Source organism: Enterobacter sp. 22452 (assembly GCF_052045065.1).
In the GTDB taxonomy this organism is placed as follows: Bacteria; Pseudomonadota; Gammaproteobacteria; order Enterobacterales; family Enterobacteriaceae; genus Enterobacter; species Enterobacter mori.
Window position 1 is genome coordinate 28277 of record NZ_JBQEOB010000001.1, and the last position, 22224, is coordinate 50500.

A 22224-nucleotide genomic window follows, 5' to 3' on the forward strand; every position below is an offset into this window, starting at 1 on the left:
AATGGCTCATTACCTGAGTTTATTTGTGCGCGCGGTGTTTGTTGAAAACATGGCGCTCGCGTTTTTCCTCGGCATGTGTACATTTCTTGCCGTGTCTAAAAAGGTCTCCACGGCATTTGGCCTGGGCGTGGCGGTCACCGTTGTGTTGGGGCTTTCGGTTCCGATTAACAACCTGGTGTTCAACTTCGTGCTGCGGGACGGCGCGCTGGTGGAAGGGGTCGATCTCAGCTTCCTCAACTTCATCACCTTTATCGGTGTGATCGCGGCGCTGGTGCAAATCCTTGAGATGATCCTCGATAAGTATTTCCCGTCGCTGTACAACGCGCTGGGGATCTTCCTGCCGCTGATCGCGGTGAACTGTGCCATCTTCGGTGGCGTCTCGTTTATGGTTCAGCGCGATTATAACTTCAGCGAATCCGTGGTCTATGGCTTCGGTTCCGGCATCGGCTGGATGCTGGCGATTGTGACCATGGCGGGGATCCGCGAAAAAATGAAATATGCCAACGTGCCTGCGGGTCTGCGCGGCTTAGGGATCACCTTTATCACCACCGGCCTGATGGCGTTGGGCTTTATGTCCTTCTCCGGTGTGCAGCTATAAGGGCTAACAGATGGAAATTATTCTTGGCGTGGTAATGTTCACGCTGATTGTTCTGGTGCTGTCAGGGCTGATTCTGGCGGCGCGTGCGAAGCTGGTGAACGCCGGTGATGTCATTATTGATATCAACGATGACCCGCAAAATCAGATCCGTACCCCGGCAGGGGACAAACTGCTCAATACGCTCTCGGGCAATGGGATCTTTGTCTCGTCAGCCTGCGGCGGCGGTGGCTCATGCGGGCAGTGCCGTGTGACGGTGAAAGAGGGCGGCGGTGATATCCTGCCTACTGAACTGTCGCATATCACGAAGCGTGAAGCGAAAGAGGGCTGCCGTCTGGCCTGCCAGGTCGCGGTGCGCCAGAACATGAAGATTGAGCTGCCGGAAGAGATCTTCGGCGTCAAAAAATGGGAGTGCGAAGTTATCTCTAACGATAACAAAGCCACCTTTATTAAAGAGCTTAAGCTGCGTGTTCCTGAAGGGGAGAGCGTTCCGTTCCGCGCGGGCGGGTATATCCAGATTGAATGCCCGGCGCACACCGTGGCGTATGCCGACTTCGACGTGCCCGAGGAGTATCGGACCGACTGGGACAAATTCAATCTCTTCCGCTTTGTTTCCGAAGTAAAAGAGCCGACGTTGCGCGCTTACTCCATGGCTAACTATCCGGAAGAGAAGGGCATTATCATGCTCAACGTGCGTATCGCCACGCCGCCGCCGAATGTGCCGAATGCACCGCCGGGCGTGATGTCGTCGTATATCTGGTCCCTTAAGCCAGGCGACAAAGTGACGATCTCCGGTCCGTTTGGGGAGTTTTTCGCCAAAGATACCGACGCGGAAATGGTCTTTATCGGCGGCGGTGCCGGTATGGCCCCGATGCGCTCGCACATCTTTGACCAGCTCAAACGCCTGGGCAGCAAGCGTAAAATCAGCTTCTGGTACGGGGCACGCTCCCTGCGCGAGATGTTCTACGACGACGAGTTTGAACAGCTGGCGCGTGAGAACCCTAACTTTACCTTCCACGTGGCGCTTTCCGATCCCCAGCCGGAAGATAACTGGACGGGCTATACGGGCTTCATCCACAACGTGCTGTACGAAAACTACCTCAAACAGCACCCGGCACCGGAAGACTGCGAGTTCTATATGTGTGGTCCGCCGATGATGAACGCCGCCGTGATTAAGATGCTTAAAGATCTTGGCGTCGAAGATGAGAACATCATGCTTGATGATTTTGGAGGCTGATGATGCTGACGTTTCTGGCAACATTCGCGGTGTTTGTGCTGGTGGTGCTCGGCATGTCGTTAGGCTGGATCATTAAGCGTAAAAGCATTCAGGGCAGCTGTGGCGGTATTTCATCCCTTGGGATGGAAAAGGTGTGCGACTGCCCGGAACCGTGCGATGCGCGGAAAAAAAGAATGGCCCGCGAGCAGCAGCGCATCATTTAAGTGTATGCAGGCCGGGTAAGGCAAAGCCGCCACCCTGCGTTTTCACATCTGCTTCTCAATCCTCATTTGTTTACTGTATACTTATCCAGTAATGAGTGAGGGCTTACTATGCGCAAAATAATCCATGTCGATATGGACTGCTTTTTTGCCGCAGTGGAGATGCGTGACAACCCGGCGCTGCGGGATATTCCCATCGCCATTGGCGGCAGCCGCGTGCAGCGCGGTGTGATCAGCACCGCCAACTATCCCGCGCGCAAATTTGGCGTGCGCAGCGCCATGCCGACTGCGATGGCCTTAAAGCTTTGCCCTCATCTCACGCTCCTGCCCGGTCGGTTTGATGCTTATAAAGAGGCCTCAATTCATATTCGTGAAATCTTCTCCCGCTACACCTCACTGATAGAACCGCTGTCGCTGGACGAAGCCTATCTGGATGTGACCGACAGCGTGCATTGCCACGGCTCCGCCACGCTGATGGCCCAGGAGATCCGCCAGACGATATTCAACGAACTGAACCTGACCGCATCGGCGGGCGTGGCACCCGTGAAATTCCTCGCTAAAATCGCTTCCGATTTAAATAAACCCAACGGTCAGTACGTCATCACCCCTGAAGAGGTGCCTGCGTTTTTGAAAACCCTACCGCTTGGCAAAATACCCGGCGTGGGGAAAGTCTCCGCCGCAAAGCTTGAAAGCATGGGGCTACGGACCTGCGAAGATGTACAGCGAAGCGATCTCGCCTTGCTGCTGAAGCGCTTTGGGAAGTTTGGTCGCGTGCTGTGGGAGCGCAGTCAGGGCATTGACGATCGCGATGTGAACAGCGAACGGCTACGGAAATCCGTCGGCGTTGAGCGCACCCTCATTGAAGATATTCATGACTGGTCCGAGTGCGAGGCCATTATCACGGAACAGCTTTACCCTGAGCTGGAGCGACGTTTAACCAAGGTGAAGCCGGACCTGCTGATCGCCCGTCAGGGCATCAAGCTAAAATTCAACGATTTCCAGCAGACCACGCAGGAACACGTTTGGCCGCGTCTGAATAAAGACGATCTGATTGCGACCGCAAAAAAGGCATGGGAAGAGCGCCGGGGCGGGCGAGGGGTGAGGCTGGTGGGATTGCACGCCACGCTGCTGGACCCGCAGCTGGAACGACAGCTGGTATTGGGACTGTAAAAAAAACGGTGGCTCGACGTTGTTCACCCTCTCCCTTTGGGAGAGGGCTGGGGTGGGGTATTACTTAGCAGGAATCGCTTTCAGCAGCTCAGTCAGCAGCGTCCAGTAATGGCCGACGCTTTCGATATGAACCTGCTCATCCGGTGAATGCGGACCGGTGATGGTTGGCCCGATAGACACCATGTCCATGTCCGGATACGGCTTCTTGAACAGACCGCATTCCAGACCGGCGTGGATAACCTGAATGTTCGGGGTGCTGTTGAACAGACGCTGGTATGTTTCACGCACCAGTGCCATGACCGGAGAGCTTGCGTCCGGCTGCCAGCCCGGGTAGCTGCCTTTCGCGGAGGTTTTTGCGCCCGCCAGCGTGCCCAGAGACTCCAGCATGCTCACCACGTACTCTTTACCGCTGTCGATCAGGGAACGGATCAGGCAGATGATCTCTGCGCTGTCGTCGCCCATGGTCACCACGCCCACGTTCAGGGAGGTTTCTACCACGCCTTTCGCGACGTCAGAGTTGCGGATCACGCCGTTTGGCGTCGCATTCAGCAGCTGAACGAAGGTGTCACGAGACTGTACGGTCAGCGCGGCTTTATCCGTGGTCACGGATTCCAGCACTACGGTCAGGTTCTTCTCTTTCTCAGAAAGTTCGTTTTTCAGGATATCAAGATAAACGCTGGAGAGTTTTTTCAGCTCGTCTGCTTTTGCCGCAGGTACTGCTACGGTGGCGAAGGCTTCACGTGGGATCGCGTTACGCAGCGTACCGCCGTTGAAATCGACCAGACGCAGATCCAGCTCAGCCGCGTGACCCGCCAGGAAGCGTGCCAGCAGTTTATTGGCATTACCGAGACCCAGGTGAATATCGCCACCGGAGTGGCCGCCTTTCAGCCCTTTCAGCGTCAGCTTGAAGGTCTGGTAGCCCGCAGGAATCGCTTCACGAGACAGCGGCAGGGTAGAAATGAAATCAATCCCGCCCGCGCAGCCCATGTAGATCTCGCCTTCTTCTTCGGAGTCGGTGTTGATCAGTATGTCCGCCTGCAGCCAGTTGGCCTGCAGACCGAACGCGCCGTCCATGCCTGCTTCTTCGGTCATGGTCAGCAGCACTTCCAGCGGGCCGTGCTCAACGCTGTCGTCAGCCAGCACCGCCAGCGCAGAGGCCATACCGATGCCGTTATCCGCGCCCAGGGTGGTGCCGCGCGCTTTCACCCACTCGCCGTCGATGTACGGTTGAATCGGGTCTTTAGTGAAGTCGTGAACGGTGTCGTTGTTTTTCTGCGGAACCATGTCCAGGTGCGCCTGCAGCACAACCGGTTTACGGTTTTCCATGCCTGCAGTGGCGGGCTTGCGGATCAGAATGTTGCCAACCTGGTCGCGCTCGGCGTGCAGACCTTTTTCCTTCGCCCAGCCCATAATGTGTTCGGCAAGCTGTTCTTCATGGTAGGAAGGGTGTGGAATGGAACAGATTTTGGCAAAAATATCCCACAGCGGTTGTGGAGATAATTGAGACAGTTCAGACACGATAAGTCTCCTTGTCGATGCGCTGCAAACGGGGTTGCAGGTCACAGGGTTAGCAGGTTAATAGTTACCACAAGACAGGCTTGCGAGATGCATCTGAGAATACCACTTTCTCCGACGGCGGGTAGCATAAAGCATGTAAAAACTCAGGCTCGGGGCGCTAAACACTGGTTTTTAGTGCGTCAGATCTCTATAATCTCGCGCAACCTATTTCCCCCTCGAACACTTTTTAAGCCGTATATAAACAGGCTGGGACACTTCACATGAGCGAAAAATACGTCGTCACCTGGGACATGTTGCAGATTCACGCACGCAAACTGGCTGCGCGTCTGATGCCTTCCGAGCAGTGGAAAGGCATTATTGCCGTTAGCCGCGGCGGTCTGGTACCGGGGGCGCTGTTGGCACGTGAGCTGGGTATTCGTCATGTCGATACCGTATGTATCTCCAGCTATGACCACGACAACCAGCGCGAGCTGACCGTGCTGAAACGCGCGGAAGGCGACGGTGAAGGCTTCATCGTTATTGACGATCTGGTCGATACCGGTGGTACCGCGGTGGCTATCCGTGAAATGTATCCAAAAGCGCACTTCGTCACGATCTTCGCAAAACCGGCGGGTCGCCCACTGGTTGACGATTACGTGATTGATATCCCGCAGGATACCTGGATTGAACAGCCATGGGATATGGGCGTGGTATTCGTACCGCCTATTTCAGGCCGTTAATCCCAGTACGTAACTTTACACGCCCGGCAATGCCGGGCGTTGTTCTTTTTATCCTGCCACGCGTTACAATGGACGTTATATGACGTATCCATGGAGGCAACGCAATGACGCAGGCGAATCTCACCGAAACTCTCTTTAAACCCCGTTTCAAACACCCTGAAACGTCGACGCTGGTGCGTCGGTTTAATCCGGGGACCATGCCTGCCGTCCAGTCTGCGTTAGACGGTAAAAACGTGCCCCACTGGTATCGCATGATTAACCGCCTGATGTGGATCTGGCGTGGTATCGATCCGCGTGAAATCCTTGACGTGCAGGCGCGTATCGTCATGAGCGAATCTGAACGGACCGACAGCGAGCTTTACGATACGGTGGTGGGCTATCGCGGCGGCAACTGGATCTATGAATGGTCGAAGCAGGCGATGCTCTGGCAGCAAAAAGCCAGCCAGGAAGAGGATGCCACGCGCAGCGGCAAGCACTGGCTACATGCGGCCAATCTTTATGCCATTGCCGCGTATCCACATCTGAAAGGTGATGAACTGGCGGAGCAGGCCCAGGCGCTGGCGAACCGTGCTTATGAAGAGGCGGCGCAGCGTTTGCCGGGCCAGATGCGCGAGCTTGAGTTCAGCATTCCTGGTGGCGCACCCGTCACCGGGTTCCTGCATATGCCGGAAGGCGAAGGCCCGTTCCCGACCGTACTGATGTGCGGTGGGCTGGATTCCCTGCAAATCGATTATTACAGCCTGTTTGAGCGCTACTTTGCACCAAAAGGGATTGCGATGCTGACGCTCGACATGCCTTCTATTGGCTTCTCGTCGAAGTGGAAATTGACTCAGGATTCGAGCCTGTTGCACCAGCATGCGCTTAAAGCACTGGAGAATATTCCCTGGGTTGACCATACCCGCGTGGCGGCTTTTGGCTTCAGATTTGGGGCGAACGTTGCGGTGCGTCTGGCCTACCTTGAATCTTCGCGCCTGAAGGCTGTGGCCTGTCTGGGCCCGGTGGTTCACGCGTTGCTCAGCGATCCTGCCCGTCAGGGCAGCGTGCCGGAGATGTACCTTGATGTGCTGGCCAGTCGACTTGGCATGCATGATGCATCAGACGAAGCGCTGCGCATTGAGCTCAATCGTTACTCGTTAAAAACGCAGGGGTTGCTGGGACGCCGCTGCCCAACGCCGATGCTGTCAGGTTTCTGGAAAAACGATCCGTTCAGTCCGGAAGAAGAGTCGCGCTTAATCACGTCGTCATCTTCGGATGGCAAGTTGCTTGAAGTGCCATTCAGCCCGGTGTATCAGAATTTTGACAAGGCGTTAAAAGAGATTACACGCTGGATCGCGCAGAGATTGTGTTAATAGATTGCTAAATTTTGATGGTTTGGTAAAACAGTGGCTTCACAAAAGGAGATCGCAATGACGTTACCGAGTGGACATCCGAAAAGTAGACTGATCAAGAAGTTCATGGCTCTTGGCCCGTATATTCGAGAAGAGCAGTGTGAAGAGAATCGCTTTTTTTTCGACTGCCTGGCTGTTTGCGTCAACGTGAAGCCTGCACCCGAAAAACGTGAATTCTGGGGCTGGTGGATGGAAATGGAAGCAGAGGAAAAACGCTTTACCTACAGCTACCAGTTTGGCCTGTTTAACAAAGACGGTTACTGGCAAGCGGCACCTATTAAAGATCAGGAAGTGATCGACCGCCTGGAGCATACGCTGAAAGAGTATCTCGGCAAGGCTAGCGCGCTGCTGGCAACGCTGGATCTGAAGCTGGAGCCTGCGGATGATTTTTCCAGCGAGGCGGTTAAGCTGACTGCCTGATAGTCTTCTCCCTCTCCCTGTGGGAGAGGGCACCAGACCGCATTAATCCCCGACAAAAAAAAACCGGCATCAAGCCGGTTTTTTTATTTCCACAAAATCAGAACTGGTAGGTCATACCCAGGGCGACGATATCATCGCTGCTTACACCCAGTTTATTGTCGTCATCAATCTGGTTGATTTTATAATCAACAAACGCGGACATGTTTTTGTTGAAATAATAGGTTGCGCCCACGTCGATATATTTCACGATATCTTCGTCACCAATGCCTTCGATGTCTTTGCCTTTAGATTGAACATAGCCAACGGATGGACGCAGACCAAAATCAAACTGATATTGCGCAACCACTTCGAAGTTTTGCGCTTTATTCGCGAAACCACCGGAGATTGGGGCCATATTGCGGGTTTCGGAATAGATAGTAGCCAGATAAATATCATTGGCATCATATTTCAGACCGGTTGCCCAGCCTTCGGCTTTTTTACCTTCACCGCGCGTCAGCAGGTTCTGCTCGTTGGTGCGATCGGAGTTAGCATAAGCACCAATGACAGAGAAATCGCTGCCGCCGAAGTCATAGCTCAGAGACGTACCGAAGCCATCCCCGTTCTGCTTTTTCACGTCGCGGTTTTCATTTTTGCCCTGGTATTGCAGGGTCATATCCAGACCGTCCACCACGCCAAAGAAGTCAGTGTTACGATAGGTGGCGAGACCGGAGGCACGCTTGGTCATGAAGTTGTCGGTTTGCGCCAGACCGTCGCCGCCGAACTCAGGGAACATATCGGTGTAGGATGCGACGTCATACAGCGCCCCGAGGTTACGACCGTAATCCAGAGAACCAAAGTCTTTTAATTTAAGACCGGCAAACGCCAGACGCGTTTTCTGAGAAGAGTCGCTCTCTGCTTTGTTTCCGGCAAATTCTGCTTCCCAACGGCCATAGCCTGTCAGCTGATCGTTAATCTGCGTTTCACCTTTAAAGCCGAAACGCACGTACGTCTGGTCACCGTCTTTAGCGTCATCATCACTGAGGTAGTGCATTGCTTTTACTTTGCCGTACACGTCCAGTTTATTACCGTTCTTATTATAAACCTCTGCTGCGTGAACAGATGCGGAAGCCACAACGCCCATAACCACTAATGCCAGAGTGCTCTTTTTCATTTTCAATCCTGAGTTTTATATACGCGCTAATATTCGCTGAACGATAAGCCGACGCTTATGTTCCGTGAAAAAACAGGAAGGGTTTTATCGTCCGCGGGTGAACGTTTTATGACAATTTAAGAATATGTTTAAAAAAGTATGTTTTAATTTTTCAGTAATAAATTTGTCAAAATCAGCCGCTACGCTTCCTGATCCCGCGCAACAAAGTGTTTTGCTTTGTGCTAAGGCAGTTGGCAACGGGGCTGAGTCCTGTTAAAACGTTCGTTCGACATCATTTTCCCTTATCGTTGAACGGCAGAGAATCATGAGTGACAGCCAGACGCTGGTGGTAAAACTCGGTACCAGTGTGTTAACAGGCGGATCGCGCCGCCTTAATCGCGCCCACATTGTTGAGCTTGTACGTCAGTGCGCTCAGCTGCATGCCGCAGGGCATCGTATTGTTATCGTGACCTCCGGGGCGATTGCCGCCGGGCGTGAACATCTGGGTTACCCCGAACTCCCCGCGACGATAGCCTCTAAACAGCTGCTGGCCGCCGTGGGACAAAGCCGACTCATTCAACTCTGGGAACAGTTGTTCTCTATCTACGGTATTCACGTCGGGCAGATGCTGCTGACGCGTGCGGATATGGAAGACAGAGAGCGTTTCCTGAACGCGCGCGATACGCTGCGTGCGCTGCTGGACAACAATATTGTTCCGGTCATTAATGAAAACGACGCCGTGGCCACCGCAGAAATTAAAGTGGGTGATAACGATAACCTCTCTGCGCTGGCGGCGATTCTGGCCGGTGCCGATAAACTCCTGCTTCTGACCGATCAGCAGGGGCTGTTCACCGCCGACCCGCGTTCTAACCCGGAAGCCGAACTGATTACCGATGTTCACGGCATTGACGATGCCCTGCGCGCCATCGCCGGTGACAGCGTTTCAGGCCTCGGAACCGGCGGAATGGGCACCAAGCTGCAGGCCGCCGACGTCGCGTGCCGTGCCGGTATCGATACCATCATTGCTGCGGGCAGCCGCCCGGGCGTGATTGGCGACGTGATGGAAGGCATCTCTGTCGGCACCCGCTTCCACGCTCAGGAATCCCCGCTGGAAAACCGCAAACGCTGGATATTTGGCGCGCCTCCTGCGGGTGAACTCGTCGTCGATGAAGGGGCCACTGCCGCGATTCTGGAACGAGGGAGTTCATTACTTCCTAAAGGAATTAAAAGCGTGACAGGCAACTTCTCCCGTGGTGAAGTGATCCGCATCCGTAGCCTTGAAGGCCGCGACATCGCCCACGGCGTAAGCCGCTATAACAGCGACGCGCTGCGCCGTATTGCGGGCCACCATTCGCAGCAAATCGATGCCATTCTGGGCTACGAGTATGGTCCGGTTGCCGTACATCGCGATGACATGATTATTCGTTAAGGAGCCAGAATATGCTGGAACAAATGGGCGCAGCCGCGAAGGCCGCCTCTTACAAACTGGCGCTCCTTTCCAGCCGCGAGAAAAACCGTGTGCTGGAAAAAATCGCTGATTATCTGGAATCACAGTCCCAGGAAATTTTGCTCGCCAACGAGCAGGATCTGCTGGAAGCCCGTCGCAACGGTTTGAGCGAAGCGATGCTTGACCGTCTGGCGCTGACGCCGGCACGCCTGAAAGGCATCGCCGACGATGTCCGTCAGGTCTGTAATCTGGCCGATCCGGTAGGGCAGGTCATTGATGGTGGGCTGCTCGACAGCGGTTTACGTCTTGAGCGCCGCCGCGTGCCGCTCGGCGTTATCGGCGTCATTTACGAAGCCCGCCCAAACGTCACCGTTGACGTCGCCTCTCTGTGCCTGAAAACCGGTAACGCCGCTATTCTGCGCGGTGGAAAAGAGACCTGGCGCACCAATGCCGCGACGGTGAAAGTCATTCAGCAGGCGCTGGAAGAGTGTGGCTTACCGGCGGGGGCCGTACAGGCAATCGAGAGCCCAGACCGCGCGCTGGTCAACGAAATGCTGCGCATGGACAAATACATCGACATGCTGATCCCACGCGGTGGCGCAGGCCTGCACAAACTCTGCCGCGAGCAGTCGACGATTCCGGTGATCACTGGCGGTATCGGCGTGTGCCATATCGTGGTCGACGACAGCGCTGAGATTGAACCGGCGCTGAAGATTATCGTTAACGCGAAAACCCAGCGTCCAAGCACCTGTAACACCGTAGAAACGCTGCTGGTGCATCAGGATATTGCGAACACCTTCCTGCCGGCCCTGAGCAAACAGATGGCAGAGAGTGGCGTGACGCTGCATGCTGACGCCAGCGCGCTCGCCCTGCTTAAGGATGGCCCGGCTAACGTCGTTCCCGTCAACGCGGAGCAGTACGACGACGAATTTCTGTCGCTGGATCTGAACGTGAAAGTGGTTGCGGATCTCGACGACGCCATTGCGCACATTCGTGAACACGGCACGCAGCATTCTGACGCCATCCTGACGCGCACCCTGCGCAATGCCGATCGCTTTGTGAACGAAGTGGATTCATCCGCGGTGTATGTGAATGCCTCCACCCGCTTCACCGACGGTGGACAGTTTGGTTTGGGCGCAGAAGTGGCGGTCAGTACGCAAAAACTGCACGCGCGCGGTCCGATGGGGCTGGAAGCGCTGACCACCTACAAGTGGATCGGCTTCGGTGACGATACGATTCGTGCGTAAATAATCACGGGTGATGCAAAAGTAGCCGTTTGATTCAAAAGGGCATTGACGCATCACCCGGATAGATCTAACCTTTTGCCCCGTGGTTACGCTCGTAACCGGCCTCTCAGGGCCGATATAGCTCAGTTGGTAGAGCAGCGCATTCGTAATGCGAAGGTCGTAGGTTCGACTCCTATTATCGGCACCATTCTAACGTCTCCCCAAGTCTACTAAAGTTCACTGAAACCCCTTATACTCTGCGACTTGCAGCCCCTTTTAGTATTTCTACGTCTACTAAAGTTCCCTGAAATCTACGGTCGTTTGGGGGTACTTATGGGGGTATTTGCTGTTCGGTCTAGAGGAGGTACCCCCAAGTGAAACTAAACGCCCGGCAGGTGGACACCGCCAAACCTAAAGATAAGCCTTACAAGCTGGCTGATGGTGGTGGTTTGTATCTCCTGATTAAACCTAATGGCGGCAAATACTGGCGGCTCAAGTATCGTGTAGCCGGCAAAGAGAAGCTGTTAGCGCTGGGTGTGTATCCGGAAGTCACATTGGCCGATGCTCGGGCAAAACGTGTAGAAGCCAAAAGGGGTATCGCTGGGGGTATCGATCCTATGGAAGCGAAACGGGAAGAGAAGATCGCCCGTGAAACGCAGTTAAACAACACCTTCAAAGATATTGCTCTTGAGTGGCACAGCAGCAAACTAAAAAAATGGTCTGCTGGGTATGCTTCAGACATCCTGGAGGCTTTCAACAAAGATGTGTTCCCTTACATCGGCAAAAAACCAATAGCCGATATCAAACCGCTTGAACTGTTGAATGTGCTGCGGCGCATTGAGGGGCGTGGCGCTACAGAAAAGGCCAAAAAAGTTAGGCAGCGCTGCGGGGAAGTTTTCCGTTACGCAATAGTCACCGGTCGTGCTGAGTATAACCCCGCTCCGGATCTCACCAGCGCCATGCAAGGGCATGAGTCCAATCATTATCCTTTCCTCACACCGAAAGAATTGCCTGATTTCTTTAAGGCCTTGTCAGGATATACAGGGAGCGCGTTAGTAGTTTTGGCAGCTCGTCTGCTGATTATCACCGGCTTGCGAACCGGCGAACTCCGCGGGGCTTTTTGGGATGAAATCAAAATAAGTAAGGCGGTCTGGGAAATACCAGCCTCACGCATGAAAATGCGTCGTCCTCACGTGGTGCCGTTGTCCAGGCAAGCTCTTACGCTTATTGGCCAGCTCCAAGAGCTAACAGGCAATTATCCGCTTATGTTCCCTGGCCGTAACGATCCGCGAAAAACAATGAGTGAAGCCAGCATAAACCAAGTCTTTAAGCGGATTGGCTATGACGGAAAAGTCACCGGGCACGGTTTCAGGCACACCATGAGTACCATCCTGCACGAACAGGGCTACAACACCGCGTGGATAGAAACGCAGCTGGCACACGTCGACAAAAACTCTATTCGAGGAACGTACAACCACGCCCAGTATCTGGATGGCCGCCGCGAAATGCTCCAGTGGTATGCCGACTATATGGAGGCGTTGGAAAACGGCGAAAATGTAGTGCATGGAACGTTTGGGAAAAGCGCTTAACTGTATGTATAGACAGTGCTAATTGACAGTAGTAGACTTCGGTAGACGAACAAAGAATAGGCTATGTCTAGGCTGATCCCCGAAAACCCGTACACCTCTGCGGGCTGGCATAGCCGCTCAATTAATAGAGGGCGTGAGGTGACGTAATGTTCGATTTACCGGTGCATATTGGACGCTTGCGAATTGTATCTTTGGATCAGGCAGCCTTAGTTATGGCTGGAATATCTGAAAAGGTTGATAGCGTCCAAAAAGCAGTAGAAGGGAATTATATAGGACATGAACAGGCATCTATTTACAAGGAAACCATCATACAAGCCATTCAGCTAAAGGAATTAAAGCCACTTCAAGCTTTCAAGTTAGCTGATTATAAATATGGTCTACCTGAGGCCGTCAGATTAAAAGTAGATGTTGAATCTATAACTCTGGATACTCCGATTGTTAATGCAACCTTCCTCGCAAAGGATATCTGGCCTTGGGTTGCTAACGAAATTGAGAGTGGTTTAAGGATGATTGATAGCCACTCCCCTGATTTAGATTCCGAGCAGTGCAATGAAGATTTACACGAACCCACCCAGTGGGGCAACTTCGCTGGCAAAGACACAGCACTCAAATTGATAGCCGGAATGGCAATTGCTCTTGAGAAAAGCCAGGGGAAATATCTGCGTGGTGGCAAATTAAACAAATCTGAGGTGGCAAGGACTGCGACTAAACTGATTAATGACCATGGAGACGGTATCGAAGTAACTAGTAAGGCACTGATTATGTTGATAGATGAAGCTCTTGAGCTTCACGCTTCCAAAATTTCGAAGTAAAGACTTCCAAAACTGACGCCGCACTTCCAAACCTTGTTTTACAGGTTCTAAAAAAACCTGTAAAACTGATCCATTCTCGCAGTTGTCACTTCCAATTAAAATCATACCGACTTCCACACAGCTAATCTGATATCTGGTTGAATTTATCTCGTACACCACAATAGACGTTATGAGGTAAATATGTCCCACTCTTTAATCAGATTGGCTGAAGTACAAAAACGCACTGGATATAGCAAGGCCTGGATCTATCGTCTTCTTAAAGACAATCGCTTTCCTAAATCGGTCAAGATTGGTTCTCGAGCCATAGCATTTGTTGAAAGTGAAGTTGATGATTGGATAAGCCAGCGTATCGAAGAACGTGATGCATTAATTTCCACAAAACCTCAACTGTAACTTAGCCCGGGAAATTTATTATGACTAACAAAAATGCCCTAGCCGGGCAGGGTTTCGCTCAACCTGAAAACAGCAGCGATGATATTTCGGTCATTAAATTTGAGGCCGCGAAAGTCCGTATTGTTAAGATCAACGGTGAACCGTGGTTCGTTGCAAAAGATGTTTGCGCGGCGCTGGAACTATCCAATTCACGCATGGCGTTGCAGGCTCTGGATGATGACGAGAGAAATACCGTAACTTTAACTTACGGTATTCGCGGGAACCCAAATCATAGCGCTGTCTCTGAATCTGGTTTCTACAAGCTGATCGCCCGCAGCCGTAAAGCTATTACGCCGGGCACATTCGCCCATCGTTTCAGTAATTGGGTATTTCGCGAGGTTATCCCTTCTATCCGCAAGACTGGCTCTTATGGTGTGCCGTTCGCGTTCCTGAACGACTTTAGCCGGCGCATGGCGGCTTATCAGCAGGAGGCCAGCAAACGCGGGTATAAGTTGCAGCAGTGTAAGGGGGCAAAAGAAGCTCTTGAACAAGAGGAGATTCAGCTGTGGCGTAAGTATCAACCCGAGTTACTGAAGGAAAATAGCGATGATTAAAAAGGCAGGAAGAAGCCGGGATTATTACCCGGCAGAGAGCATGCTTAATCAGCCCTTTGGCTCGATACCACGCTGCTGGAGTTCCTTGCGAATAATTCTCTTAAGCCATGCGGCTAGAGACTCATCACCATCTTGCTGTTGCGCTCGTTCCATCATCTCTCGAAGCTCTGGATCAAGCCGAAATTGGAATGGAGGATTGCCTCGTCTCTCGTTTTTGTGTGTTGACACGTCAATTACACCCGATGTAATGTGTTTATGTGTAATGACACATTACACACAGGAATTGAAAAAGACAACGCCCCGAAGTGCGGGAACACTTTCAGGGCGTCTAACCAAAACGTTAGTTGAGGTAACATTATGGCTTGCACTAAGTCTACCCAAACACGCCCTGAATTTACATGGCGTTTTCTCACCTTGGGTGAATTCACAAATCAGATCGTCAATGTTACTGCTTCCACCGAGCGCGAAGCCCGCGAAAAAACGCCAGAAGGATGTGTCTGTATCCTGGCGTGTAGATTTCGTGTTGAGGAGGTGCAGCATGTTTAACCTCCAGACCCTTACAGCTAAAGCCCGCGAGCTGCGCGGTAACGTGGTAAAAGCCACTACCACGAAGGGCACCCGCACCATGACCCCTGTTTACGAACGGGAAGAGCAGCGCAAACTGCGTGAACGCATACAGCAGACCCAGCCGGACTGGATATTACTCTGGTGGGATATTGCGACCGTTACCGGCTGGCGTACCAGCGACGTGTGCAACTTCCGTTACTCCTGCATCAACTGGGAAACCGGCATTGCCACAATCATCGTAGCGAAGCAGACCAAAGCAGCAGAAGCCAGGGCGACCCGGAAGGGGCTTGAGATTGTTCGCCAGCAGCGCAAGGACGCTGCCCGGCTTGCTGGCGATCACATTGGGTACATGCACTGGGATAGCGTGAGCTGCGACGAACTGGCCGCCGGCATGACGGAAGAAGAACAGGCGATCGTGTTTGAGCTGGTGGCAAAGGCTGAAGTGAAGCACGACACCAAACAGCTGCCGCCGGGCATCATCAAACGACTGCGCGAACGCATGGAGCGCAATCTTATCGGTGACGACCTGGTATTTTCCCGCAGCCAGATTGAAAGTAACCGTTGCCAGTCTCTGGAAGGTAGCGTGAGCCGCCAGACAATCTGGAAGAAACTGCACAATGTAATGCTGTGGTTTACCCGCGTGGTAAACACACGTCTGCGCCTGAGCGCCTATTCCAGCCGCAAAATTGCCGCCTTTAATCTCATGTCAGCCGGCGGCGAACAGGGATTGCTGGTCGCCTCTGAAATGCTCGGGCACAGTAACCCGGCAATCACCCGAACTTACCTCCAGTTGGGCAGTAAGGCCTCCGCCATTCAATCCCGTCTGGCCATGGAGGTATCTGTATGAAAATGGTTATCCAATTTTGCCGTCTCGGCGCTTTTGCCGCTCGCGTATCGGAGCAATTAAATAGCGCGCGATATTGTTTTGCCAGCCAGTCATTAAGGGACGGGGAGGGGAAATTATGACTCCTGTTTACGATCTGGTTCGCCGGGCCGACGGCAAAAACGTTTTCAGTTTTCCGGCTGGCGGCCGCTATCTGGTGGACACGTCAAATGGTCTTCAGTCGATGCGCCCCCTTATGGACGACGAAATCATTTTCACGGTGGAGAGTGCCGCGCGCTTTCTGAAGAAAATTGGTTATCAGGTAATCCCGCCAGCGGCGTGAGGTAAAAAATTATGACGATTAAAAATTCCGGCTTAGCTGCTGGTGGCCGCGCTCACCCTGAAATCAGGCCGGGCGATAAATGGAAGGACGGTCGGGGCAACATCGTAATTATCGAAAGTTACCGATTCGACAGAGTGACATATTGCCGCGAGGGGTACAGCTCACCGTGTTTTTGCACGCCAGAAAGACTGGTGCGGGAATTTGAATTTGTTTCTTCCGCACCGGTCGCCGGCGAAAAAGATATCGATCGGATTATGCGGGTACAGGGCATCGAGCGAATTCGTGTCATGCGGGAAATCATCAGGGAGCGAGGGAACAGAAAATGAAGAATGCACCAAACCTTAAAAAGCAGCCGGCGGATCTCATGGAGGAGTCAATCATCTTTGCCGGCGCCGATGCCTGGACGTTCGCCAAAGCATGGCAGGAAATGAACCCGATTGGCGATACGGTACCGCCGGTTGTGCTGGATAAAAAGCAGCTGGCGGAGCTGGAGAATATCCGCATTGTTGATGATGGCCGTGTCTATGCCCGGGTTTGCCGCGGCGGGCATCTGACCGAACGGCAGATAACCATTCTCGCGACAAAGCTGGCGGTGGCCGGCGTGGAGCGCGCGCAATTCTACTCTGAGGGTTATCAGCTTCTGGAGGACTGGACGCCACAGCTGCCGCGCCTGAAAGCCGATGCGGAAGCTGGCAAAAGCATGGTGATTGGCAAACCGCTGACGGATGTAAACCTTCGCGACCTGGCTGATAACGAAAAGGCGCTCATACTGGCCGCGCGTTACACCGGCATTGCGATCCATGAAAACAGCGAAGGCGTGTACGTCTACCGTGCCGGCATCTGGGAGAAAACGTCTTTGCTCGAGCTGAGCCGCGAAATGGTGGCTATCTACAACGAGAACAAAACTAACTTCAGCAAGCGCGCGATCAACAACGTTATCGACGCCCTGAAAATCGTTATCCCGGTAATGGGGGAGCCGCGGCGCAGCCTGATCCCCTTTGCAAACGGCGTCTACGATATGGAAACCGGCGTTTTCTCCGAACACAGCCAGGATAACTGGCTGACCAACCATAACGGCGTGACCTACACGCCGGCGGTGCCGGGCGAAAACCTCCGCGACCACGCGCCGAACTTCCATAAATGGCTAAGTTACGCATCAGATAGAGACGCAATTAAGATGCAGCGCATCGCTGCAGCGCTCTTTATGGTGCTGGCGAACCGGTACGACTGGCAACTGTTCCTCGAGATAACCGGGGAGGGCGGCAGCGGGAAAAGCGTCTTTACCCATATCGCCACGATGCTGGCCGGCGCGCATAACACCGCCAGCGGGAATATGGCGGCGCTCGATAGCGCGCGCGGGCGGGCGCAGTTCGTCGGCAAGAGCATGATAACGCTTCCTGACCAGCCTAAATATTCAGGAGAGGGCACCGGGATAAAAGCGATAACCGGCGGGGATGCCGTGGAGATAGACCCGAAACACGAGCATCAGTACACCGCCGTTCTGCGGGCGGTGGTTGTGGCCACGAACAACACGCCGATGATTTTCACCGAACGTGCCGGCGGCGTTTCCCGGCGCCGCGTAATTTTCCAGTTTAACCGGCGCGTCAGCGAAGAGGATAAAGATCCCGACCTGGCAGAAAAGATATCCGCTGAAATTCCGGTAGTTGTTCGCCGGCTGCTGGCGAACTTTGCGAACCCGGAAAAAGCGCGGGCGCTTCTGCTGGAGCAACGGAACAGCGAAGAGGCATTAGAGGTGAAACAGAAAACGGATCCGCTGTACGCCTTCTGTGCGCATCTGGAGCGCCTGGCTGATTGTGCGGGAATGATGGTAGGAAACCGCAATCCGCCTCACTATCCGCGGATTTATCTCTATCACGCTTATCTGGCATTCCTGGAGGCCAACGGTTTCGACAAGCCGCTGACGCTGAATAAATTCGCAGAGGGGATGGAAAGTGCGATGAGGGAGTTTAATCACGAGTACCGTAAGGAACGTAGAGCCCGTGGCATGGTGACTAACGTTGAACTTTCGGAAAGTGCGGAAGACTGGTTACCTCAGACGCATCCTGTAGCCGGTCATAAAGAATGAAGTTCAGATAGATATGGATAAAGGTATACATGGTATACATCGAGAAAATAATCTATTTATAAATCAGTGAAATAAGCCATGTATACCTTGTTTTCAGGTATACACAGGGTGTACATGGTGTTCATTCTCTCACTAATCATCTGATGGTTTATTAAACAGAATGATGTATACCGTGTAGACCTGAAATCCCAAAATGTAGGCTGGTATTCATAGGTTAATATCATGTTTTATAAGCAATTTATTGCCTTTATGAACACCATGTATACCTTGAGGACAAATTCTTTAAAACGCATCCACTCTTTTCACGTTGTAGACCCCTGCTATTTCATTAATATCGTTTCATAAATCGCAATTCATTATTGTATTGTTGCGATTAATGAAACTTTAACGATCGCTATAACAGAGGGCATCATGAGCAAGGTTAACGTTAAGCCCGTTCTGCTGAACGGGGAGCAGATTCAGGCTCTGAAAACCATCCAGGAGAGGGAGCGCCAGAAGTCGGGCATAGGGATCGCGCCGTCAATCCATGCTGTTGCGCGCAAGGTATTTGATGCGGGGCTATCAAAAATGGAGGCAGGGCAATGAGCTACTCAATCAAAATTGGGAAACACAGCATCGAGCTGGCGGGTTATGCCGGTAAGGTTGTTGCGCCAAATACTCAGATGGCCGCTTTATTCCGTGGTATGGCGGGCGAACTCACCACCCTGAGGACAACGGCGCAGCAGGCCGAAGCTGAGGCGGATTTGCTGGACGTTATCCGCAACGATCCAGATCTGAACGAACAGGCAAAAAATCGCAGGGCAGGTGAAGCCCGGAACCCGGACACGCTCAAAGACTTTACCCGCGGGGTGGCAGCCGTAAGCGAGCAGGCCGCAAACATTCTCGATTACCTGAAGAACAGGCTCGCTCCGGTTAATCCACTGGCATCTGATGATGTTCAGGGATTCATGCGTGACAGTGAAATGCGCCAGGCATTCGCCCGGCTGGATCGCCGCAGCCAGGAAAAAATGCTGCTGTCGATGCACAGTGGAAAGCATCAGGAGCTGGCGGACGCCTTACTGAGGGCGCACGCTGTGTGTTCGGGACTCGATACGGAACAGCTAAAACGTCTCGGCTTCTCCCGTATTGCATCAGAGAACGGGCAGGTGATTAACGCGGTTGCCGATCTGGTCGACGCGGTAAGGAAGGACGTCGCACAAATTACAGCTGTCCGAACCTGGTATAACAATCTCGTTTACGGGAAGAACGACGATCCATCAGAAGTTCTGCCCCGCATGACCGGCCTTGATCAGTTAAGCGAACATGTCAGCGCGATGCTCAAAGGCAGCCAGCGGCAGACACATTCAGAAGAGAAGCAGGCCGCCTGAGGGCGGCTTTTTTCTGCCCGGAGGGAAACATCACGATGCTATTAAGTAAATCAGCCTACGCCAGGCATATGGGCGTCAGCCGGCAAACTGTTTACGGCTGGATAGCCCGCGGTGAAATTGTAATTTCAGGCGATAAAGTGGATGTCGAAGCATCGCAGGCTAAACAAAATTCTGCTGGTGCTGGCGAACACCTGACTGAAATGACGTGGGTGCAGGCCGCCGCATGGGTATGGAAGCATGACAGCGGTAAAGAGCTGCCGGCTGATATTGATGCTGGTCAGCGGATAGAGGCAGCAGCCGCTGAGCTGGGTTTTGATGTTCAGCACGAACCCGAAGAGCAACTGCTGATTCTCTTCCGGCTGGATGAAGAAACCCACAGCTTCTATGGCAAAGACCGTGCAGCAGGCGCTTTACGGTTTCTTCGTTCTGAGCTGGCTTACGTTGCCACAATGCACCCCGATACGCTGGATGACTGGAGCAAAACAGGATTAAGTGCACTGTGTCTGCTGGCAGGTGAAAAACTGTAACCCCCCCAGCCCCTCAAACTTGACACTTTTTCGCGAGAAACTGGGAAAAGTGTCAACCCAACCTAACGGATCCTGACGCCTACGAACAGCAGCTACAGCAGAAGTGTAAAGGGCTGGCGTTGAGATTTGTTGAGCCTTGGCTGTTAACTTTTGTTAATCCTGATGCGAAGCAGGGCAGGTGTCAGCCTGTTATGGTTTGTTATGCCTTACCAGGGAAAACTAGGGGTAAAGTGTCAACCGCTACCGCTTCAGAAAACTTCAGGTACACGAACTCGGGAAGGGGAGGTGCTAAGCACTCCCCCTTTGCAACCATCCTCGAGCTTCTTTCAGATCGCTGTTCTGGTTTGCCCGGACGCTGGCGTTCAGATTGAGTTGTCAAAAGTTGTCACCCACCGCCAGCGCCAGTGGGGATTTTTGGCAGAACGCGCTCTAAGTTACAGTTGCTTCATAGAGTCACTATTGCCGAAAAAAATAAAAAACAATAAACTTATTGTATAACCCAAAGAGAAAAAATCATGAATGACTGCTATTTGGTAGAAAATAAAATAATAAGAAATGCAGAAGATATTTTTGCAGGGCTAACCACAGAATCTAAAATTTTAATTGTTAATTGTACAATATTAACTGAAGAGCTACGATTTTCGCCGCAGTTGTCTACTATCTTTTTTGTCTCTTGCTCTAGTAATTCGGAATTGTTAATTCATTCCTACAATAAAAAAGCTGTGCTTGGGTTTGAATATGGTAATTCGTTTAAGAGTATCAAGCTTTCAGGGTATTACGAAAATATTCATTTTAATTCATCCCCAGTGTTTAGTAGGGTTCCATATCCTGAAGAGTTCAAGCAAAGTCTATTCGGTGTTATTTATTTCCTTAAAGAGGTTAATGCTAAAGTTGTCTATTTCTCAACTGTTTCATGTGGTTCAGTAAAATATGTTGGTAGTGCAACTAATTTCTACATTGATGATGTAAATATTAGCAATGATATGACTTTTATATCTAATGGAGATGTATCTGTATCCATTATATCTACCGAATGCAAGGAGCTAAACTTTGAAGGAGGATTCAAATATGTAAATCTTAACTCTGAGTTCAAAATAGGTACTGTTTATTTTAATCTTAGAGAAGGGACGATGAAGAATGTTAGCATCGACCTGCAAAATTCAACTATATATGAAAAGTTGATGTTTGCTAATGCTTCAGATAGTAAAGCATGTCAATTTATTTTAAAAAATGCGAGTTTTGCATCCATCAAACGCCTCGTACTTCACCAATCAGTTTTAAGCTGTTTTGTAATGTCAAATTGTGATTTGACGAAAACAGAAGTGGAGTTTATCAATTGTAGAATAGACGATCTATTAACAGAAGGCGTGACTTGGCCATTCGATATAGAAGTAAGTCATAGTAATTATAGGAAAGTACCTCCATTAGAATTTGAGCAAAAACAATCAGTATATAGACAGCTCAAAAGTATCAGCCAAAAAAATAAAGATGTAGATAATTTTCTGTTCTTCAGGAGGAAAGAGTACGATATTACCCTATGTGTTTTGAGTTTAAGATTGACCGCATACATAAGCTATTTTTTGACTGTGTTATGTGATTTATTAGGGGTTTGTAGGTCCAGAAATTTACCAGTAATTGAAAAAATGAATCACAATAATAAATTCGCTGGTTTCGTAATGACTCTTTCTAATTGGTTTGTTTTGAAATTATCATCTTTAGTATCTGTACATGGAACCAGTCTTTTCAGACCCATTGCTATTCTCATTCTCGGCATTCCTTTTCTGCTTTGCATTTTTGGATATTATGAATCAATCGAACAACTTGTTTCATTAAGTGCATATGTTATTGATCCTACGCATAAGTTAGAGGCAACAATTTTAGGCTCTAAATTAATAATTAATCCTGTACATAGTTTGATTTTTAAGATTTTCTCATCAACTCTACTATTTAAGATTGTAATGGTATTCCGCAAGTACAGTTTGTCTATTTAAAAAACCACTAAAAATTAACGATTGTGGTATCGTTAAAAGCAACTCTAATTATGCTATATGTAAGTTTAGATACGTAGTTTATCC

25 protein-coding genes and 1 tRNA gene are annotated in these 22224 nt (G+C 51.4%); 23 read left to right on the plus strand and 3 right to left on the minus strand.

Annotation, left to right across the window (positions count from 1 at the left end; genetic code table 11):
- Position 1: 1 nt before the first annotated feature.
- From nqrE to dinB, 4 genes are all read left to right on the plus strand, one after another.
- Positions 2-598: an NADH:ubiquinone reductase (Na(+)-transporting) subunit E gene (gene nqrE / locus ACTJJA_RS00150; RefSeq protein WP_003863217.1), complete on the plus strand. Its 597-nt coding sequence runs from the start codon at positions 2-4 to the stop codon at positions 596-598.
- Positions 599-608: 10 nt separating this feature from the next.
- The gene (gene nqrF, locus ACTJJA_RS00155; protein WP_440665508.1) at positions 609-1832 is read left to right on the plus strand and encodes an NADH:ubiquinone reductase (Na(+)-transporting) subunit F; all 1224 of its coding nucleotides are present in this window, start codon (positions 609-611) and stop codon (positions 1830-1832) included.
- A 2-nt stretch (positions 1833-1834) separates the two neighbouring features.
- The gene (nqrM, locus tag ACTJJA_RS00160; protein WP_029484987.1) at positions 1835-2035 is read left to right on the plus strand and encodes a (Na+)-NQR maturation NqrM; all 201 of its coding nucleotides are present in this window, start codon (positions 1835-1837) and stop codon (positions 2033-2035) included.
- Between the two features lie 108 nt (positions 2036-2143).
- Positions 2144-3202, plus strand: coding sequence for a DNA polymerase IV (gene dinB, locus ACTJJA_RS00165; RefSeq protein WP_440665510.1), 1059 nt, complete (start codon positions 2144-2146; stop codon positions 3200-3202).
- A gap of 60 nt (positions 3203-3262) precedes the next feature.
- On the opposite strand, the gene pepD is transcribed toward dinB, so the two are convergent.
- Positions 3263-4720 (minus strand): cytosol nonspecific dipeptidase, encoded by a 1458-nt coding sequence (gene pepD / locus ACTJJA_RS00170; protein ID WP_440665512.1) that lies wholly within the window; start codon positions 4718-4720, stop codon positions 3263-3265.
- Between the two features lie 260 nt (positions 4721-4980).
- Here pepD and gpt point away from each other — a divergent pair, with 260 nt between their 5' ends.
- From gpt to crl, 3 genes are all read left to right on the plus strand, one after another.
- Positions 4981-5439, plus strand: coding sequence for a xanthine phosphoribosyltransferase (gene gpt / locus ACTJJA_RS00175; protein WP_010427903.1), 459 nt, complete (start codon positions 4981-4983; stop codon positions 5437-5439).
- 104 nt (positions 5440-5543) lie between these two features.
- On the plus strand, positions 5544-6788 hold the full coding sequence (gene frsA / locus ACTJJA_RS00180; RefSeq protein ID WP_212474074.1) for an esterase FrsA: 1245 nt from the start codon (positions 5544-5546) through the stop codon (positions 6786-6788).
- A gap of 57 nt (positions 6789-6845) precedes the next feature.
- A complete protein-coding gene (gene crl / locus ACTJJA_RS00185) occupies positions 6846-7247 on the plus strand; it encodes a sigma factor-binding protein Crl (protein ID WP_010427905.1) in 402 nt (133 codons plus the stop codon).
- A 97-nt stretch (positions 7248-7344) separates the two neighbouring features.
- Here the strand turns inward: crl and phoE are convergent, their stop codons facing one another.
- A complete protein-coding gene (gene phoE / locus ACTJJA_RS00190) occupies positions 7345-8397 on the minus strand; it encodes a phosphoporin PhoE (RefSeq protein WP_010427906.1) in 1053 nt (350 codons plus the stop codon).
- Positions 8398-8701: 304 nt separating this feature from the next.
- Here phoE and proB point away from each other — a divergent pair, with 304 nt between their 5' ends.
- The 7 genes from proB (at position 8702) to ACTJJA_RS00225 (ending at position 14436) form a co-directional block, all read left to right on the plus strand.
- A complete protein-coding gene (gene proB, locus ACTJJA_RS00195; protein ID WP_089598125.1) occupies positions 8702-9805 on the plus strand; it encodes a glutamate 5-kinase in 1104 nt (367 codons plus the stop codon).
- A gap of 11 nt (positions 9806-9816) precedes the next feature.
- Complete coding sequence (proA, locus tag ACTJJA_RS00200) at positions 9817-11070, plus strand: glutamate-5-semialdehyde dehydrogenase (protein WP_237845826.1); 1254 nt, start codon at positions 9817-9819, stop codon at positions 11068-11070.
- A 111-nt stretch (positions 11071-11181) separates the two neighbouring features.
- Positions 11182-11257 (plus strand) — tRNA-Thr (locus tag ACTJJA_RS00205).
- Positions 11258-11423: 166 nt separating this feature from the next.
- Complete coding sequence (locus tag ACTJJA_RS00210) at positions 11424-12638, plus strand: tyrosine-type recombinase/integrase (RefSeq protein WP_440665516.1); 1215 nt, start codon at positions 11424-11426, stop codon at positions 12636-12638.
- 146 nt (positions 12639-12784) lie between these two features.
- Positions 12785-13450 carry a hypothetical protein gene (locus ACTJJA_RS00215; RefSeq protein WP_320723117.1) on the plus strand — a complete coding sequence of 222 codons (666 nt, stop codon included), beginning with the start codon at positions 12785-12787 and terminating at the stop codon, positions 13448-13450.
- A 180-nt stretch (positions 13451-13630) separates the two neighbouring features.
- Positions 13631-13843, plus strand: coding sequence for a helix-turn-helix transcriptional regulator (locus ACTJJA_RS00220; RefSeq protein ID WP_071891605.1), 213 nt, complete (start codon positions 13631-13633; stop codon positions 13841-13843).
- Positions 13844-13863: 20 nt separating this feature from the next.
- A complete protein-coding gene (locus ACTJJA_RS00225; protein ID WP_047363604.1) occupies positions 13864-14436 on the plus strand; it encodes a BRO-N domain-containing protein in 573 nt (190 codons plus the stop codon).
- A 48-nt stretch (positions 14437-14484) separates the two neighbouring features.
- On the opposite strand, the gene ACTJJA_RS00230 is transcribed toward ACTJJA_RS00225, so the two are convergent.
- Positions 14485-14664: a hypothetical protein gene (locus ACTJJA_RS00230; RefSeq protein ID WP_086519776.1), complete on the minus strand. Its 180-nt coding sequence runs from the start codon at positions 14662-14664 to the stop codon at positions 14485-14487.
- A 129-nt stretch (positions 14665-14793) separates the two neighbouring features.
- On the opposite strand from ACTJJA_RS00230, the gene ACTJJA_RS00235 reads away from it, so the two are divergent.
- The 9 genes from ACTJJA_RS00235 (at position 14794) to ACTJJA_RS00275 (ending at position 22140) form a co-directional block, all read left to right on the plus strand.
- Positions 14794-14982 (plus strand): host cell division inhibitor Icd-like protein, encoded by a 189-nt coding sequence (locus ACTJJA_RS00235; protein WP_071531908.1) that lies wholly within the window; start codon positions 14794-14796, stop codon positions 14980-14982.
- A complete protein-coding gene (locus ACTJJA_RS00240; RefSeq protein ID WP_440665520.1) occupies positions 14975-15850 on the plus strand; it encodes a tyrosine-type recombinase/integrase in 876 nt (291 codons plus the stop codon). The genes ACTJJA_RS00235 and ACTJJA_RS00240 overlap by 8 nt, the downstream gene beginning before the upstream one ends.
- Before the next feature lie 115 nt (positions 15851-15965).
- Positions 15966-16169, plus strand: coding sequence for a hypothetical protein (locus ACTJJA_RS00245; protein ID WP_014830796.1), 204 nt, complete (start codon positions 15966-15968; stop codon positions 16167-16169).
- Positions 16170-16180: 11 nt separating this feature from the next.
- Entirely contained in the window at positions 16181-16495 is a 315-nt protein-coding gene (locus ACTJJA_RS00250; protein ID WP_023325055.1) for a DUF4222 domain-containing protein, read from the plus strand.
- The gene (locus tag ACTJJA_RS00255; RefSeq protein ID WP_440665522.1) at positions 16492-18255 is read left to right on the plus strand and encodes a DNA primase family protein; all 1764 of its coding nucleotides are present in this window, start codon (positions 16492-16494) and stop codon (positions 18253-18255) included. Before ACTJJA_RS00250 ends, ACTJJA_RS00255 begins: the two co-directional genes overlap by 4 nt.
- Before the next feature lie 411 nt (positions 18256-18666).
- Positions 18667-18840, plus strand: a complete 174-nt coding sequence (locus ACTJJA_RS00260; RefSeq protein ID WP_214598054.1) for a hypothetical protein — start codon at positions 18667-18669, stop codon at positions 18838-18840.
- Positions 18837-19622, plus strand: coding sequence for a hypothetical protein (locus ACTJJA_RS00265; RefSeq protein ID WP_440665524.1), 786 nt, complete (start codon positions 18837-18839; stop codon positions 19620-19622). The genes ACTJJA_RS00260 and ACTJJA_RS00265 overlap by 4 nt, the downstream gene beginning before the upstream one ends.
- A 35-nt stretch (positions 19623-19657) precedes the next feature.
- Complete coding sequence (locus tag ACTJJA_RS00270) at positions 19658-20149, plus strand: DNA-binding protein (RefSeq protein ID WP_440665526.1); 492 nt, start codon at positions 19658-19660, stop codon at positions 20147-20149.
- Between the two features lie 515 nt (positions 20150-20664).
- Entirely contained in the window at positions 20665-22140 is a 1476-nt protein-coding gene (locus tag ACTJJA_RS00275) for a hypothetical protein (RefSeq protein WP_252000261.1), read from the plus strand.
- Positions 22141-22224 lie beyond the last annotated feature (84 nt).

Coding starts and splice junctions, on each gene's coding strand:
- ACTJJA_RS00275 (WP_252000261.1), top strand. CDS start 20,665: ATGAATGACTGCTATTTGGTAGAAAATAAAATAATAAGAAATGCAGAA.
- gpt (WP_010427903.1), top strand. CDS start 4,981: ATGAGCGAAAAATACGTCGTCACCTGGGACATGTTGCAGATTCACGCA.
- proB (WP_089598125.1), top strand. CDS start 8,702: ATGAGTGACAGCCAGACGCTGGTGGTAAAACTCGGTACCAGTGTGTTA.
- frsA (WP_212474074.1), top strand. CDS start 5,544: ATGACGCAGGCGAATCTCACCGAAACTCTCTTTAAACCCCGTTTCAAA.
- nqrF (WP_440665508.1), top strand. CDS start 609: ATGGAAATTATTCTTGGCGTGGTAATGTTCACGCTGATTGTTCTGGTG.
- ACTJJA_RS00270 (WP_440665526.1), top strand. CDS start 19,658: ATGCTATTAAGTAAATCAGCCTACGCCAGGCATATGGGCGTCAGCCGG.
- ACTJJA_RS00250 (WP_023325055.1), top strand. CDS start 16,181: ATGACGATTAAAAATTCCGGCTTAGCTGCTGGTGGCCGCGCTCACCCT.
- ACTJJA_RS00245 (WP_014830796.1), top strand. CDS start 15,966: ATGACTCCTGTTTACGATCTGGTTCGCCGGGCCGACGGCAAAAACGTT.
- ACTJJA_RS00255 (WP_440665522.1), top strand. CDS start 16,492: ATGAAGAATGCACCAAACCTTAAAAAGCAGCCGGCGGATCTCATGGAG.
- ACTJJA_RS00240 (WP_440665520.1), top strand. CDS start 14,975: ATGTTTAACCTCCAGACCCTTACAGCTAAAGCCCGCGAGCTGCGCGGT.
- proA (WP_237845826.1), top strand. CDS start 9,817: ATGCTGGAACAAATGGGCGCAGCCGCGAAGGCCGCCTCTTACAAACTG.
- ACTJJA_RS00225 (WP_047363604.1), top strand. CDS start 13,864: ATGACTAACAAAAATGCCCTAGCCGGGCAGGGTTTCGCTCAACCTGAA.
- phoE (WP_010427906.1), bottom strand. CDS start 8,397: ATGAAAAAGAGCACTCTGGCATTAGTGGTTATGGGCGTTGTGGCTTCC.
- ACTJJA_RS00215 (WP_320723117.1), top strand. CDS start 12,785: ATGTTCGATTTACCGGTGCATATTGGACGCTTGCGAATTGTATCTTTG.
- ACTJJA_RS00220 (WP_071891605.1), top strand. CDS start 13,631: ATGTCCCACTCTTTAATCAGATTGGCTGAAGTACAAAAACGCACTGGA.
- ACTJJA_RS00235 (WP_071531908.1), top strand. CDS start 14,794: ATGGCTTGCACTAAGTCTACCCAAACACGCCCTGAATTTACATGGCGT.
- nqrM (WP_029484987.1), top strand. CDS start 1,835: ATGCTGACGTTTCTGGCAACATTCGCGGTGTTTGTGCTGGTGGTGCTC.
- crl (WP_010427905.1), top strand. CDS start 6,846: ATGACGTTACCGAGTGGACATCCGAAAAGTAGACTGATCAAGAAGTTC.
- ACTJJA_RS00265 (WP_440665524.1), top strand. CDS start 18,837: ATGAGCTACTCAATCAAAATTGGGAAACACAGCATCGAGCTGGCGGGT.
- nqrE (WP_003863217.1), top strand. CDS start 2: ATGGCTCATTACCTGAGTTTATTTGTGCGCGCGGTGTTTGTTGAAAAC.
- ACTJJA_RS00260 (WP_214598054.1), top strand. CDS start 18,667: ATGAGCAAGGTTAACGTTAAGCCCGTTCTGCTGAACGGGGAGCAGATT.
- dinB (WP_440665510.1), top strand. CDS start 2,144: ATGCGCAAAATAATCCATGTCGATATGGACTGCTTTTTTGCCGCAGTG.